Source organism: Legionella qingyii (assembly GCF_003990155.1).
Lineage (GTDB): Bacteria > Pseudomonadota > Gammaproteobacteria > Legionellales > Legionellaceae > Legionella > Legionella qingyii.
This window is the reverse complement of sequence record NZ_RZGX01000013.1, coordinates 38,018-52,861: the sequence shown is the minus strand read 5'-3', so window position 1 is coordinate 52,861 and position 14,844 is coordinate 38,018. Positions and strand designations below refer to the sequence as shown.

Sequence of the window (14,844 nt, the reverse complement as noted above, 5' to 3'; positions counted from 1 at the left end):
ATTTTCTATTGAGGAAATACATGATGAGTCTAGAGGGAAAGATTGCCTTGGTTACAGGTGCAAGCCGAGGAATAGGTCAGGCTATAGCCCTTAAATTGGCGCAGCAAGGTGCTTTTGTATTTGGTACAGCTACTACAGAACAAGGTGCTCAATCGATTAATGCCTATTTTGAAAAAGAAAAACTATCTGGAAAAGGATTGGTTCTTGACGTTACAAATTCGGAGCAAATAGAGCAAGTTATAGGTGAGTTGACTCATGAGAATCAATCTCCGTCAATATTAGTTAATAATGCCGGGATAACATCAGATAATTTATTACTGCGTATGGATGATGAAGAGTGGTATAAAGTAATCGAAACAAATTTGAATTCAATATACAAAGTGTCTAAAATTTGTATAAAGCCTATGTTTAGAGCACGATGGGGACGTATAATTTCTATTGGATCAGTGGTGGGTTCAAGTGGAAATTCTGGTCAGGTGAATTATACTGCAGCGAAAGCAGGTATTGTTGGTTTCAGTAAGTCTTTAGCTCAAGAAGTTGGGAGCCGAGGAATTACTGTTAATGTTGTTGCACCTGGTTTTATTGATACAGATATGACCGCTGCTTTACCTGACATGGTAAAGGACGAAATGTTAAAGAGAATTCCTATGCGTAAGCTAGGAGAACCCAAGGATATAGCTGAAGCAGTAGCATTTTTGGCATCAGACAGTGCTAAATATATCACAGGTGAAACAATTCATGTCAATGGCGGTATGTATATGGACTAAATGCACTTGCGTTATCTGTATAAATGAATAAACTATACCACTTCCATTTAACTTTGGTTGTTTGGGATTACTAAAAATATAAGTGATTGATTAGGTTAAAAATGTATTTAGGTTTATTGACCAAGTAAAAAAAATTAAGTGGAAGTAGTATATTAAATAATCCGAAGTTTTTTTAAATTTCTATCAACCGAAAGAGGAAAATCAAGTTATGAGTACAGTTGAAGAGCGTGTTCGCAAAATTGTTGTTGAACAACTAGGCGTTAAAGAAGAAGAGTTAAAGAATGATGCATCATTTGTTGATGATTTAGGTGCTGATTCTTTAGATACTGTGGAATTGGTTATGGCTCTTGAAGAAGAATTTGAAACAGAAATTCCTGATGAGAAAGCTGAAAAAATTACCACGATTCAAGAAGCGATTGATTATATTGAATCTAATTTAAATAAAGAAGAAGCATAACTATTTGCTTTTATCTCTTTCTCTCCCTCTTGCATGTGGGAGAGAAATGGGAGTGTTTTGCGAGGAGCTTTCATTGAATAAGCGGCGTATAGTGATTACTGGTATGGGTATGGTTACCCCTGTCGGTCTTAATGTAGAAGAAACTTGGCGAAATATATTAGCTGGTGTAAGTGGTGTTGTTTTGGCAGATGAGTTTGATGCCAACGAATACAGCTCTCGCATCTGGGCTAAGGTTAAGAATTTTAATATTGAGAACTACGTTGCGCTTAAAGATGCGCGTAAAATGGATTTATTTACCCAATATGGTATTGCTGCAGCTGATGAAGCAATGCTTGATTCGGGATTGAAGATTGACGCAAATCTATCAAATCGTATTGGTGTAGCTGTGGGTGCGGGTATTGGTGGCATCCAGACAATTACCAATAACCAGGATAAACTGATGGCGGGTGGTCCACGAAAGGTTTCTCCATTTTTTATTCCGGCAGGTATCATAAATATGGTTGCTGGACAGATTTCAATTCGACATAAGCTTAAAGGCCCCAATGTTTCTGTTGTTACTGCCTGCACTACTGGCACACATAATATTGGTCTAGCTGCACGAATGATTGCTTATGGTGATGCTGATGTTATGTTATGTGGTGGGGCTGAAATGACCTTAACCCCGCTGTGCTTGGCAGGATTTTCTGCTGTGCGATCTCTATCTAAACGTAATGATGAACCTGAAAAAGCATCAAGACCTTTTGATAAAGATAGAGATGGTTTTGTTATGGGTGAAGGGGCAGGTGTTCTTGTGATAGAAGAGTATGAACATGCCAAAGCTCGTGGTGCAAAAATTTATGCTGAACTTGTAGGGTTTGGTATGTCTGGTGATGCTTATCATATCACTGCTCCTGATGATGATGCTGATGGTGCTGCTCGTGCAATGGAAGCAGCCATACATGACGCAGGTATCGATCCAGAACAAGTTGATTATATCAATGCACATGGCACTTCGACCTATCTTAATGATTTAAATGAAACAAAAGCGATTAAGCGCATATTTAAACAACATGCGTATGATTTAGCAGTCAGTTCTACAAAATCAATGACCGGTCATTTATTGGGGGCTGCAGGTGCTGTAGAAGCAATATTTAGTATTTTAGCAATTAGAGATCAAATTGCTCCACCAACTATTAATTTGGATAATCCAGATGAGGGATGTGATTTGAATTATGTACCCTACACACCCCAAAAACGATCTATTAATTATGTTCTGAGTAACTCACTCGGTTTTGGTGGAACAAATGGCAGCTTATTATTCAAGCGTGTATAAATGACATTTCCAAGACATAAAAAACTGGTACTTTATGTTCTAATGTTTTTTATGTCTTTTTTTATTTTCTTTTTGATTACCTATTTTCAAATTACTAAACCTATTGTTCCCATGCAGGGTTCTCCGGTCATTATCACTCTTGACCGAACTGCTACGGCCTCACAATTTGTAAAAATATTAAAAGATAAAAATTTAATACGTTCAGACAAAATGCTTCTAACGATGATTCGTTTTTCAGGATTGTCCTCTCAACTCAAAGCTGGTGTATATCAAATACAGCCAGGTGAAACTGCGATGCAGTTAGTGCATCGAGTTGTAGCAGGAGATGTCTTAACGCAAAATTTTACAATTATTGCAGGGACCACCCAGCAGAAAATATCCCAAGATTTACTAAAAGCAGCTTATTTGAATTATCGACCAGAGGATTGGAATTCTATTAAAGATAATCATCCAAATGCTGAAGGATTATTGCTTGCTGATACCTATCAATATCGCGGTGGTAGTACTGGTAAAAGTTTATTAGAGCATGCCCATCGTAACTTAGTTAATTATTTGACTATGAGTTGGGTCAATAGAGCACCTAACTTGCCCTATAAAAATCCATATGAATTGCTAATAGCAGCCTCAATAATTGAAAAAGAAACTGCTATTCCACAAGAGCGTAAGCTGATTTCTGGTGTCATGCTCAACCGTTTAAATAAAAATATGCCTTTACAGATGGATCCCACGGTCATTTATGGTTTAGGGGCTGCATATACGGGAAAATTATCTCATGACGATTTACTAATCGATACACCTTATAACTCATACCACTATAGAGGATTGCCTCCAACACCTATTGCCATGGTTGGCAAAGAATCATTAGATGCTGCAGCCCATCCTCAATTATCTAATTATTTATATTTTGTTGCTAAAGGGGATGGAACTCATCAGTTCTCAGAAACTTACCAGCAACAAAAACAAGCAATTAATCAATATAAACGGAAGGATTTCTGATGTTGTTTTCAACCGGGAAGTTAATTGTTATTGAAGGGTTGGAGGGGGCTGGTAAGTCCACTGCAATAAATACGGTTATAGATCTGCTTGAAAAGAAACATATCAAAACCCTAACAACCCGGGAGCCTGGTGGAACAGTAATAGGTGAGATTTTACGTGATCTGATTAAAAATCCAGAATATAGGGATACTTTGGATGATCGAAGCGAATTGCTATTACTCTATACAGCCAGAATTCAGCTTCTCGAAGAAGTTATTAAGCCTTCATTACGTCAAGGAATTTGGGTTATTGCAGACCGATTTGAACTATCAACCATGGCTTATCAAGGTGGTGGAAGAGGATTAGATCAGGAGGTGATTAATCAATTATCTTCTTTTGCTCTGAAGGGATTTAAACCGGATTTGACTTTATATTTGGATATAAGCCCTGAAGAAGGAATGGCGCGAGTTAAATCTAGGGGTGAGGTTGACAGGATTGAGCAGCAATCGATTGATTTCTTTCATCGAGTCCATAAAAGCTATATTCAGCATGTTGAAATGAGTACTAATACGGTAACTATTGATGCGCGACGATCGTTACACGAAGTACAACAGGCTATTCAAAATGCAATGAATGAATTTATAGAGCAGCAGCAATGAGTCACATCAAGGAGCTGCAGAACCTTTCTTCACTTGATGAAAAGGATAGGTATCAATCACAGTGGGATCAGATTCAATTTGCATGGGCAAATCATCGTTTGCCTCAGTCGTTGTTATGTGTTGGATCATTTGATTATGCCTTTAAAGATTTTATCAGAAAATTATCTCAATTAATTTTCTGTAAAATGAAAGAAAATCAACCTTGTTTTCAATGTACTGATTGTCAAATGGTTGCTCGTGGTGAACATCCTGATGTGAAATGGGTTAAACCAGAAAAAAGTGGTGGACCAATTAAAATCGATCAAATCAGAGAATTACAAAGTTACGCCTATTTAACTCCCCAACGAGCCAAATTTCGTTTGATTGTGATTGAATCTGCCGAACGAATGAACACCGCGGCTGCAAACTCATTACTAAAAATTTTGGAAGAGCCTGCTCCGCAAACCATATTTTTACTTTTAGCCCAGCAATTAAGCACTTTATTACCTACAGTTTTAAGTAGATGTCAGATAGTACGTTTTGCTTCGCCTGATGATTTATTACTTATTAATTTTCTACGATTAGCGGAATATTTTCCCGAAGAATCCGAACAGACTTTGATTATTAAACAATCTGAATTTATTTTAGATGGCATAATTGCAGTAATGGAACAAAAGAAACATCCGAGTATGGTAGCCGCCCAATGGAGTCAGTTTGAATTTGGTGCATTACTGTGGCTTCTTTATTTAGTATATGCGCAAATACACGTGATGCAAATTAATGGGGCTGTAGCTACGGGACCAGCTATTTATCAACTAAATTATTTAATGTCTAAAATTGATTCCATAACGATTTTTTCTCAAATCGATAAAATAAATACATTACAACGAAAATTAAGCCATAATATGAATGTAAATCAAACTTTGGCATTAGAGGATTTATTACTAGGATTAAATAGCTAATCTAATGTTTTCCCATAAAAAACGTGATGAATATATTTTGTGATTTTTTATCGGAAATTCAGGATGTTTAAAGGAGATCTGTGATGGATACTATACAACAGATTAATTGCTCGTTTATTAATGAATCAGCGCTTTATATGGCTTATATGCCTTTTGTGAAAGGAGGTGGGCTATTTATCCGAACTAACACGAACTATGAGCTTGGTTCAATAGTTAAGCTCTTGATCAAATTAATGGATGAAGATGAGCTCTATGTAGTTGATGGTAAAATAGTTTGGATTACACCTAAAGGAGCCCAGGGTAATAAAGTGCCAGGAGTTGGCGTGCAATTTATTGGGGAAAATAGCCGTTATTTGTGTAATAAAATAGAGACCTATCTAGCAGGCATGCTAAAATCTTCTCAGTTAACAGATACAATGTAAATTAATTCAATGTAAGAAATAATTCCTATTATCTTATGCTGAATTGATCAATATTTTATGAGGTTATTCCATGTTAGTTGATTCACATTGTCATTTAAATTTTCTTGATTTATCTGATTTTAATAATGATATGGCTAATGTCTTAGCGCAAGCAAAAGAAAATGACGTGCAGCATTTTTTATGTGTTTGTGTTGAACTAAATGACTATCCCAAATTAGAACAACTTGCTGCAGAATACCCTAATATCAGTATTTCTGTTGGAGTCCATCCAAATACTGAAATGGAATATCCAGTTACGTCACAAATGTTATGTGATTTAGCCGCGAATCCAGCATGTATTGCAATAGGTGAAACAGGTTTGGATTATTATCGAACCCATACTGAGGAAGCGCAAGAGGTACAGCGTAACCTATTTAGACAGCATATAAAGGCTGCTTTAAAATCTTCGAAGCCATTGATTATTCATACCCGGCAAGCGGCAGAAGATACAATCGCATTAATGGCAGAGGAACATGCCCAACAAATTGGTGGCGTAATGCATTGTTTTGCTGAGAGCCTTGATATAGCACATAAAGCCATGGATTTGAATTTTTATATTTCCTTTTCAGGAATTGTTACCTTTAAAAACGCAACTGCACTTCAAGAGGTAGCACGGAAAGTGCCCTTGGATAGAATACTTATTGAAACGGATGCGCCTTATTTAGCCCCTGTACCATATCGTGGCAAACAAAATCATCCTGCTCTTGTGAAATATGTTGCCCAGGCGATAGCAGACCTTCGTAATATGTCATACGATGAGATAGCTGAAATTACCACAAATAACTTTTATACTTGTTTCAGATTGTAGGATATTTTTAGTTTGGATGAATTTTAGCCTGGGTGCAACGAAGCGGAATAGGGGTTGCTCTATTAAAAATTTCCTAGGTTCGCTGCGCCCAGGTTACAATCTACTCGTTCTAATATTATTTAGTGATGAAGTGAGGATTAATTAATGACTTTGTATATAGGTTTGATGTCTGGAACAAGTATGGATGGTATTGATGCCGCGCTTGTCGATATATCAAAAAATATACTAATTTGTGGAATCACTAAAAAATACAGTAAAGAAGTGAAAACACGTATTGATAAGCTGCTTTCTGGTGCGGATTTAAGTCTGGCTTCTATTTGCCAACTGAATACATTGATTGGAAGAGAGTTTGCATATGCAGTTAATGAATTATTGCAGAACGTAAAATTGTCAGCCAATGAAATTTGCGCCATAGGAAGTCATGGTCAAACAGTGTGTCATGATACCAATTGCAATATTCCATATACCTTACAGTTAGGATGTGCCCATACTATATCTGAATTAACTGGAATCACTGTTGTTGCAGATTTTAGGACTCGTGATTTAGTGTTAGGTGGGCAAGGAGCACCGTTCGCTCCTCTTTATCATCAGCAATTATTTAAAGATGTAAATAACTATATTGCTGTAGTAAATATAGGTGGCATCGCCAATATTACATTTATTAATGAAAGTGAACCAATTAAAGGTTGGGACATAGGACCTGGAAATTGTTTAATGGATGCTTGGATTATGAGACACCAAGGAGTAACTTATGATGCAGAGGGAGCATGGGCACAGCAGGGTGAAGTGATTGAACCTCTTCTAGAAACACTAATGTCTGATTCTTTCATTATTTCTTCAGCTCCAAAAAGCATAGGTAAAGAATATTTTTCTTTATCATGGCTAGAACGCTATTTAAAAGAAGGATATAGACCTGTAGATATACAAAAGACCCTGCTTGCATTTACGGCTAAAACAATTGCAGGAACAGTATTAAACGAACCAGGACATGTCAAAAAAATGTACTTGTGTGGTGGAGGTGCCCACAATCTTGTCTTATTACAAATGATTGCTCAATTATTGCCTCAGACCAGTGTAATGAGTATTGCTGAAGTAGGTATCAGTCCCGATTATTTGGAAGCGATGATGTTTGCCTGGTTTGCTGCTCAAACGATCAATCGAGTTCCAGTTGATTTAAGTACTATTACTGGCTCGCGACACCCTGCAATTTTGGGGGCAATCTATCCAGTAACAAAATAAGATAAATGAATAGCAAGCTTAGGTGCCATGCAGCAAAACTCAAGTTTAAACAAAGAACTTGCCTTATATTATCTTCTATATGTCTTTTATGTAACAAGAACGTATTGACAAAATAAATACGTATAGGCTTAAATGTGGAATTTCAAACGGAGTGACCTTAAATTGAGCGCACATTATTCAGATAAAACACATCAAGGAGCGAGCACGAATCTTGTAGCCGCTTATTTTATTTTCTTCCTTGCCGCATCTTTTTATTTATATGAATTTATTTTGCAAGTAGCGCCTAGCGTTATGGCTGAATCCATGATGAAAACTTTTGGGGTTACCGGTCAAGGGTTTGGCGTTATATCTGCTTTTTATTTTTATGCCTATGCTCCAACACAATTACCTGCGGGTGTGTTATATGATCGTTATGGTCCACGTAAACTCATGACTTTTGCAATTATCCTATGTGCGCTAGGGTCTGCTTTCTTTGCATCAACAGACAGTGTATTTACGGCGTGTATTGGAAGGTTTCTTATTGGAATTGGCTCGGCATTTTCATTTATTGGTGTCCTGGTCCTTTTATCACGTTGGTTTCCTCCTTATTATTTTGCCATTTTGGCAGGGGTCGCCCAATTGATGAGTTCAGTAGGTGCTATTTTTGGCGAAATGCCTCTTGCCTATTTAATTCAAGCTGTTGGATGGCGTAATGCAAGTTTCATTCTTTCAATTATTGGCTTTATTTTAGCAGCATTTTTTTGGTTGTATATCAGAGATTACCCCCACCAAAAGAGTCAATCAGTTCCTGAACATTACCTACGTGATGAATGGAAACGACTTCTTGCCGTATGCAAACATAGTTATACCTGGATAATAGGTTCTTATGCTTTTACGATCTGGGCTCCCATAGCAGTTTTTGCTGCACTCTGGGGTGTTCCATATTTACAAGAAAAACTCCAAATAAGCGTGGTTGCTGCTTCAGGACTATGCAGTATGATTTGGATTGGAATAGGTGTAGGGAGTCCTCTTTTAGGATGGTTCAGTGATAAAATTGAAAGTCGACGAATCGCTCTGATTATTAGTGCAGTTTTAGGTTTATTTGCAACATTGGTCCTATTGTATTTGCCTGGGTTATCTTATGGATGGACTCCTTTTATTCTCTTTGTGCTGGGTTTAGGAGCCGGTGGTCAAACGGTAAGTTTTGCAGTGGTCAAAGAAAATAACGCTCCCGATCTGGTTGGTACTGCTTCAGGTTTTAATAATCTTTCGGTAGTGATAGGTGGTGCAATATTCCAGCCATTAGTAGGTTACATATTACAGCATACTAACTTATGGCATGTTGTGAATGGGGCGCATGTATATAGTGTTGCAAGTTACCAAATTGCCTTAATCGTAATGCCAATATGCTTTTTAGCTAGTTTGCTTATTGCAGCCTTCTTACTTAAAGAGTCTCATCCAGCACATCAGAAGCATTAACGCTAATTGTTCCAACTCATCTTTTCAATAAGGAAAAAGATGAGTTGGTTTGTTCTCACGATCCTAACTGATGGTTACATAAAGGAATCAATAAGTCCGGGGTGGGTGTGTCCTTTTGATCTTTTGGTGTAAACCATAATAAAGCACATTTCTCTTTATAAAAAATAAAATGTGCTTCATTTAACCTACTTAAATATTTTTGCTTAGCATATGCCTCATAGCAGCTTTCATTGCGCGCTATCCGATAAAATTTTTCGTCAAAAGCAATTAACTTTGCGGCTAAAAATTTTGCTGCTTCTGAAGTATCCCAGGAACTGGATAGGATTGTAGTAATGTTATTAGGGTGAGTAAAAATATGATCCTCAAAAGAGTCAAATAGAATGTCCCATAAACTTAATGCTTCAAAAGGACCTTTAATTTGTGAGATTGTTTGCACAAATTGGCAAACCGTTGGAGCATGCAACTGCAAAATACCTTCTTTTCGTGCCTCTTCTAAAAGAAAAAACTGAATGGAGTGAGCCCATTTACCATGCTTGGGGCCCGCCCCCGCATCAGCGGATAAATAACCATTTTTTAGTAGAATGTTATTAAACAGGTCCGGTGTCAGCTCACCATACAAAACAGGAGTGTGTTTAGGATAGTGGAACTGTGGGCTGGTTTTAAATTCTTCACTAATCTCAAAAGAGTCGGGCCTATTAAAATGATTTTTGCTGCCCCATTCATCGAAAAATTGGCGTAAAGTTTTTGTTTCATGTTGGGTAAATGCAAAATAAGCTGTAACAAATTTTTTCAAGCCTTTGAATACCAGTTCTTCATTGCAAAAAAACTTCCAGATAGCAATAACATCTTCTTTAAGATGATTGTCTAGCTCAGTGTAACCTAAGTCTTGTAAGCTTTGTTCGTAATCATTTGTATCTTCTTTTCCTGTTTGTATGAGTTCAATAGTCATAATTCTTATTCCCTTTTAAAAATATAACCAAACGAACCTTGGCATATTGATACTTGGATTGTTGCGCAATGAGTTGAAGCAAAAATGATTTTTTTGTTAATTAAAACACAATACTAGTCATTGATTAATATTTATGTCAAATGCCTGATCTCACGGTATTAAATTGTGCCCGTAAATGCAATGATTATACTAATTGATACTTAATTACAAGCAATAGATTTTATACCAGCACAATAGCACGAACTGTTCCAGCGAATGCGGAGGGTAAATGTTCATCCTGGCCTGGGGTAGGTATGTATGAAAGGGCCGGTTCAAGGTAGACATTAGTCATTAGTTTTGCCTGGTAATAAATTTGGTACATCAACTCAGAGGAGCGGTTTGAGATTCTGTGATTGAGCCAAGCAAGAGAAAATCCTGTACCTAAAGAGTCTCCTTCACGGTTTGCAATAAGGCCAAATAGAGTGAAGCCAGCGCCAATGGAGCGCTTCATGGGTAAAACACTGGAATTATTGATACTCAATTGATAAAACGCAGAAATGCCACTGATGTCATATCCTGGGTGGCGATACCATAAACGTTGAGAACCAAATAAATAAGCACCAGTTGCTCCTTTTTCGGATAGATTATGTTGACGAATCAAACCGGTCTGATGCCATACTCCTATTCCTGCTGTACCTGGTCGGTGGTTCTTACCTAGAGTCCAGGCTCCACCAGATTCAGTTACCTGAAAATAGTTTCCATTGAAGGTTGGACCACTTAAACCTGTTTGCTTCCCACTGGCTAAATTACCATCATATATTCCATATGAAAGATACCATTGAGCCATTGGAGCCCAAGTCGTAGTAATGCCATATGCAGTATTTGTATAGCCAGGCATGACTCCATCTACAGCTGGATTAATAAAAATCGGAGTATAAATTAAGCTCGTTACAGCAGGAATATTAGGCTCATCAGAGCTAAGAGGGGCGGGTTTGATTACATTATTAAAATCGAGCGTAGTAATAGTTTTTCCAATTCGAACAAACATTTTTTTATCAAAAAGTTCTTGTCTATACCAAAGAGCATATAGCTCGGACCGATTAAAAGGGTAAACATCGGGTAATGAGTTATACCCTTGAATAATACCTGCTTGGGCATTGGTATTTTGAGCGTTTTGTTGCAAAAACTGGGCGCTAAACAATCCTCCTTTCCATCCATTAAATTGTTCCGTGTTTACCGTAAGATCCAATAAAAACACGCTGTTTGATGTTACACGATCAGCATCTGGTATTCCTCCTGAAAACAATTTATTCGTGTCACCAATCCAGGCACCTTGAACCATAATTCCATGATTATTTTCAATACCTAGTTTTTTCTGCACGTAACGTTGCATTGCCCCCGAACCCGTGGTTACATTGACTGCAGCGGGGTTAGAACTGATACTGGAGTTGTTGATTACATTTTGAGGTTTAGCTGATATTGTGGAAATGGACTTTGAGGTTTTTGCATTCACAATATCAATGCAATTTATAAGAATAAAGAAGATAAAAAATAGTAATCGGATCATAATTTTTCTTTTATAACCACTAGGAAGAAATTTATAAACTTGCAGCCTAAATAGTCCACAAGTTTAAATGAGCATGGCGGACTAACAGCCCGCTCCAGACAGCAGTATTGCAGATGCAAGTTGGTTCTGGTTCAAAATATAGGTTTTATTAGGAACAATATCGACCCAGTTTGTAAGTAAATCAGGTTTCTTTTTGCCAGTTGACCACACGACTACTCTAAAGTAATGGGCATGATTAGGTATATTGAGCTGGATTTGCCCTTTTTGAGAAAGAGTCATCATGGATCTCAAGTCCAATTTTGAACCATTCATGATGGTTTTATTGTTCTCTTGAATGGCCTCAGCTGATGCAGCCCATTGTATTGCAATTTTGCCTGGATTACTTTTTTCAGGGTAATTTGTTTTATTATCAAGCACAATTGAGGTAGCTAAGGCAGTTGAAGCCATGAAGTATAAGCATAAGTAAGCTGAGATCTCATTCATTATTTCACCTAAAGGTTATTCAACAATTTTGCCTTCTTGGGGCTCACAGGTTGCCATTTCATTGATCTTGGGCGTTGTTAGAGGGAACTTGCCTTCAGAGCTGAGTGTGGTCGTCTTCCCATGGTGTATGAAGGCTTCTTTAGGAATATGAACAGCTACGTTTTTAATGACATTAACCGCTTCAGGAATATTGAAATCTCCTACCATGCTTAAAAATTGATAACTTTCTTGGGGAGAGAACCCTTGAGTGCGTACTAAAAAGTCAATTGCATTCTTGGAGGCAAGCTGCATTGCTTCAAACAAGTTTTCATGTAAACCCATTATTATCCATTCCTCAGCATTTTCAACAATAGGCCAGGTGAATAAATTACTTCCATTCCGTTTGGTTTTATCAAATACTCCTTCGGCTCTTAAATCTTTTCTTACAATAAATTGCAAGGTGATTCCTTCGTAGGAGGTCTCGAGTGCTGTGACATCAATCTCTCCATTGCTCTGCATTGCATGTGAATCACCAGTCCATACCAAAGCACCCTTTTGAAAAACAGGCAGATATAGAATGGACCCAGCTTGCAGACTTGGCTGATCGAGGTTTCCTCCAAAAGGGCCTGGTGGGACCGAGTTGAATTGTCCTGGAACGGGTTGGCCCATATGAGTTTCTAAATGCACAGGCCATCCATCAGGCCAATCTCGAGGTGGGGCAACTGCAATAACCCCCGGAAAGGGTTTTAGGCGTAAGCATATACCTTTGGTGAATTCTGTGGTGGTCTTTTCTTTATTATATTTGAAGTACATGATTCTTGGTTTAGTAAACTCTGATAAAATTCCTTGTGTTGGGCTTAAAAAGTTATATCCAAAATCATTTAATTTGATATCTAATACTCGAATCTCGAGTACATCCCCGGGCTCTGCTTCTTCAATGTAAACAGGGCCTGTTAAGCTATGCATACCTCGTCTTTTTTGAATATCATGTTTTGCATAGAATTTTGCAATTTCAGCTGGGGTTGTTTTATTAAAGACCATTTCATGCAAGCAACTATTCCAAGTTTCTAAAGACACAGAATCTCCAGAGTGAACTTTAACTACAGGTGTTTTATCTAATGCAAAAAGGCCGAGGGTTACTGTGTCTTTGCTGGCGGCCACTTTGTATGTTTCTGCATGAGCAGTAGAGAAAAATGCAGTTGCTATTAATAAAGAGAATAATTGGATTTTCTTTAGCATTTCTTGTCCTTAAGAATAAATGATGGCAATAAAGTGCATCATATAACTTAATAGATTTAATATGAATTTAATAAAAATTCAAGTTAGAGTCATCATTCACAAAACCATTATGAACTAACTTCATAATTAAGCTTGTCTTACTCTATTTAGCTTAAATGGAAGACCGTTGTGCAGGTACTTAAGATCTTTAGGCCAATAAACTATTCAGGAGTCAACAACAATAGCTAAATATGCTGTGTCTCTGCTACGTGCTAAATTGTGACACTCAAATCGGGTTTACGTTCATCTACAATCGGATTTTTAAGTAAAAAAGTTAAACCTATAAATACCAGAAAGATTAACTCAATTGCATTACAATAAAGACCAAAATGAAGGTTATTATGCTGCTTATAAAATAAATTAGCTACTTCTGTTCCTATCGCGCCAACAACCATAACACATAGACTAACTAGTGCAGAGGCAGTGCCTTTGCTTACCGGGGTCACAAAGAGGCAGTATCTGTTTAAAGGCGCATTAATTACACTCAGTGCAAAAAAATAAATAATTGTTCCAGGAAGCAAATAATAATAGGCATTACCAAACAGATAGGGAAGCAAAGAGGTTAAAACTGCTCCAACAACCAGAATAATACAACCTAGAAAAACTATTTGTTTAATTTGATACTTATAGGTTAATTTGTGTAAAAACCAATTGCCCAAAATGGTTGCACCAAATACTGGCAGTTGCCAAAGTCCATATTGAATTACTGTAAGTTTTGCCTCCACAATAAAAATTATAGGTGCTAATGCAATCCAGGCAATACAAGGAATACCAACTGTACCTGCTGCTAAAGTTCCAAAACAAAATGCTCTATTAGTAAACAGGTCTTTATAGTTCTGAAGTACCTTATTTGCTGAGAATTTAGTTTTTGGCGTTAACTCCCCATTTCTCTTTATTTGGCCAATCGGTTCAGGCATATATCGCCATAACCCCCATAATACAACAAGGGCGCCTAGTGCAATAGCAACAAAAATGTAACGCCATGAAGTATAATGAATAACAACCGCTCCAATGAGAGGTCCAAGTAATGGGGCCAGGATCGCAATATTAGCCATAATGGCTATTAAGCGAATTGCATCCATTTCTTCAAAAATCTCCTGAATGGTTGCATAGCCTATTACCCCAATGAAGCATAAGCCCATACCTTGAAAAAAGCGTGCGATCAAAAACTGACTCATCGAATTGGAGCAAGCAATAAATAAAGTAAAAATAAAAAATAGAAATGCTCCAAGTATCATCATTGGCCTGCGCCCATAACTATCGGATATGGGTCCCAAGAGAATTTGCAAACTTGCGCCTCCGAGAATATAAACGCTCAAAGAGGTAGCTACAGCAGATTCTGGCGCATGAAATGAACGAACAACCTGAACCATGCCAGGCATGATCATGTCGTTTGCTATATAAGTTAGAAACTCATACATGACAAAAAAGCAGGTAAATATAAGCGCCTGTTTTTTTGTTATAGGAATAAGGGGTTCAGTCATAGCAAGAGCCCTTGTTGTTTAATTTTTTCTTTAAGTGTGCTGTCTTGT

General features: G+C 37.4%; 15 protein-coding genes. 10 read left to right on the top strand and 5 right to left on the bottom strand.

What is annotated here, in order from left to right:
• Window positions 1–20: 20 nt before the first annotated feature.
• The 10 genes from fabG to ELY20_RS10595 all read left to right on the top strand — a co-directional run bounded on the left by fabG (window position 21) and on the right by ELY20_RS10595 (window position 9,077).
• Window positions 21–767, top strand: a complete 747-nt coding sequence (gene fabG, locus ELY20_RS10640; RefSeq protein ID WP_110142341.1) for a 3-oxoacyl-ACP reductase FabG — start codon at window positions 21–23, stop codon at window positions 765–767.
• Window positions 768–975: 208 nt separating this feature from the next.
• On the top strand, window positions 976–1,224 hold the full coding sequence (gene acpP / locus ELY20_RS10635; RefSeq protein WP_003631752.1) for an acyl carrier protein: 249 nt from the start codon (window positions 976–978) through the stop codon (window positions 1,222–1,224).
• 73 nt (window positions 1,225–1,297) lie between these two features.
• A complete protein-coding gene (fabF, locus tag ELY20_RS10630; RefSeq protein ID WP_110142400.1) occupies window positions 1,298–2,536 on the top strand; it encodes a beta-ketoacyl-ACP synthase II in 1,239 nt (412 codons plus the stop codon).
• Complete coding sequence (mltG, locus tag ELY20_RS10625; protein ID WP_110142340.1) at window positions 2,537–3,532, top strand: endolytic transglycosylase MltG; 996 nt, start codon at window positions 2,537–2,539, stop codon at window positions 3,530–3,532.
• Window positions 3,532–4,170, top strand: a complete 639-nt coding sequence (gene tmk, locus ELY20_RS10620) for a dTMP kinase (RefSeq protein WP_110142339.1) — start codon at window positions 3,532–3,534, stop codon at window positions 4,168–4,170. The genes mltG and tmk overlap by 1 nt, the downstream gene beginning before the upstream one ends.
• Window positions 4,167–5,111: a DNA polymerase III subunit gene (locus ELY20_RS10615; RefSeq protein ID WP_110142338.1), complete on the top strand. Its 945-nt coding sequence runs from the start codon at window positions 4,167–4,169 to the stop codon at window positions 5,109–5,111. Before tmk ends, ELY20_RS10615 begins: the two co-directional genes overlap by 4 nt.
• Before the next feature lie 83 nt (window positions 5,112–5,194).
• A complete protein-coding gene (locus ELY20_RS10610; RefSeq protein ID WP_110142337.1) occupies window positions 5,195–5,533 on the top strand; it encodes a PilZ domain-containing protein in 339 nt (112 codons plus the stop codon).
• A gap of 70 nt (window positions 5,534–5,603) precedes the next feature.
• Window positions 5,604–6,380 carry a TatD family hydrolase gene (locus ELY20_RS10605; RefSeq protein ID WP_110142336.1) on the top strand — a complete coding sequence of 259 codons (777 nt, stop codon included), beginning with the start codon at window positions 5,604–5,606 and terminating at the stop codon, window positions 6,378–6,380.
• A gap of 144 nt (window positions 6,381–6,524) precedes the next feature.
• Window positions 6,525–7,619, top strand: coding sequence for an anhydro-N-acetylmuramic acid kinase (locus tag ELY20_RS10600; RefSeq protein ID WP_110142335.1), 1,095 nt, complete (start codon window positions 6,525–6,527; stop codon window positions 7,617–7,619).
• Between the two features lie 162 nt (window positions 7,620–7,781).
• Window positions 7,782–9,077 carry an MFS transporter gene (locus ELY20_RS10595; protein WP_110142399.1) on the top strand — a complete coding sequence of 432 codons (1,296 nt, stop codon included), beginning with the start codon at window positions 7,782–7,784 and terminating at the stop codon, window positions 9,075–9,077.
• 55 nt (window positions 9,078–9,132) lie between these two features.
• On the opposite strand, the gene ELY20_RS10590 is transcribed toward ELY20_RS10595, so the two are convergent.
• The 5 genes from ELY20_RS10590 to ELY20_RS10570 all read right to left on the bottom strand — a co-directional run bounded on the left by ELY20_RS10590 (window position 9,133) and on the right by ELY20_RS10570 (window position 14,796).
• Window positions 9,133–10,026 carry a LirA/MavJ family T4SS effector gene (locus ELY20_RS10590; RefSeq protein ID WP_110142334.1) on the bottom strand — a complete coding sequence of 298 codons (894 nt, stop codon included), beginning with the start codon at window positions 10,024–10,026 and terminating at the stop codon, window positions 9,133–9,135.
• A gap of 220 nt (window positions 10,027–10,246) precedes the next feature.
• Window positions 10,247–11,572, bottom strand: a complete 1,326-nt coding sequence (locus ELY20_RS10585; protein WP_110142333.1) for a carbohydrate porin — start codon at window positions 11,570–11,572, stop codon at window positions 10,247–10,249.
• An 81-nt stretch (window positions 11,573–11,653) separates the two neighbouring features.
• Window positions 11,654–12,055: a hypothetical protein gene (locus ELY20_RS10580; RefSeq protein ID WP_110142332.1), complete on the bottom strand. Its 402-nt coding sequence runs from the start codon at window positions 12,053–12,055 to the stop codon at window positions 11,654–11,656.
• A 15-nt stretch (window positions 12,056–12,070) separates the two neighbouring features.
• Window positions 12,071–13,273, bottom strand: a complete 1,203-nt coding sequence (locus ELY20_RS10575) for an acetamidase/formamidase family protein (RefSeq protein ID WP_110142331.1) — start codon at window positions 13,271–13,273, stop codon at window positions 12,071–12,073.
• A gap of 251 nt (window positions 13,274–13,524) precedes the next feature.
• A complete protein-coding gene (locus ELY20_RS10570; protein WP_110142330.1) occupies window positions 13,525–14,796 on the bottom strand; it encodes an MFS transporter in 1,272 nt (423 codons plus the stop codon).
• Window positions 14,797–14,844 lie beyond the last annotated feature (48 nt).

What these genes read in the sequence shown, in the direction of transcription:
- fabG (WP_110142341.1), top strand. Translation starts at nt 21, where the DNA reads ATGATGAGTCTAGAGGGAAAGATTGCCTTGGTTACAGGTGCAAGCCGA.
- acpP (WP_003631752.1), top strand. Translation starts at nt 976, where the DNA reads ATGAGTACAGTTGAAGAGCGTGTTCGCAAAATTGTTGTTGAACAACTA.
- mltG (WP_110142340.1), top strand. Translation starts at nt 2,537, where the DNA reads ATGACATTTCCAAGACATAAAAAACTGGTACTTTATGTTCTAATGTTT.
- tmk (WP_110142339.1), top strand. Translation starts at nt 3,532, where the DNA reads ATGTTGTTTTCAACCGGGAAGTTAATTGTTATTGAAGGGTTGGAGGGG.
- ELY20_RS10615 (WP_110142338.1), top strand. Translation starts at nt 4,167, where the DNA reads ATGAGTCACATCAAGGAGCTGCAGAACCTTTCTTCACTTGATGAAAAG.
- ELY20_RS10610 (WP_110142337.1), top strand. Translation starts at nt 5,195, where the DNA reads ATGGATACTATACAACAGATTAATTGCTCGTTTATTAATGAATCAGCG.
- ELY20_RS10605 (WP_110142336.1), top strand. Translation starts at nt 5,604, where the DNA reads ATGTTAGTTGATTCACATTGTCATTTAAATTTTCTTGATTTATCTGAT.
- ELY20_RS10600 (WP_110142335.1), top strand. Translation starts at nt 6,525, where the DNA reads ATGACTTTGTATATAGGTTTGATGTCTGGAACAAGTATGGATGGTATT.
- ELY20_RS10590 (WP_110142334.1), bottom strand. Translation starts at nt 10,026, where the DNA reads ATGACTATTGAACTCATACAAACAGGAAAAGAAGATACAAATGATTAC.
- ELY20_RS10585 (WP_110142333.1), bottom strand. Translation starts at nt 11,572, where the DNA reads ATGATCCGATTACTATTTTTTATCTTCTTTATTCTTATAAATTGCATT.
- ELY20_RS10580 (WP_110142332.1), bottom strand. Translation starts at nt 12,055, where the DNA reads ATGAATGAGATCTCAGCTTACTTATGCTTATACTTCATGGCTTCAACT.
- ELY20_RS10575 (WP_110142331.1), bottom strand. Translation starts at nt 13,273, where the DNA reads ATGCTAAAGAAAATCCAATTATTCTCTTTATTAATAGCAACTGCATTT.
- ELY20_RS10570 (WP_110142330.1), bottom strand. Translation starts at nt 14,796, where the DNA reads ATGACTGAACCCCTTATTCCTATAACAAAAAAACAGGCGCTTATATTT.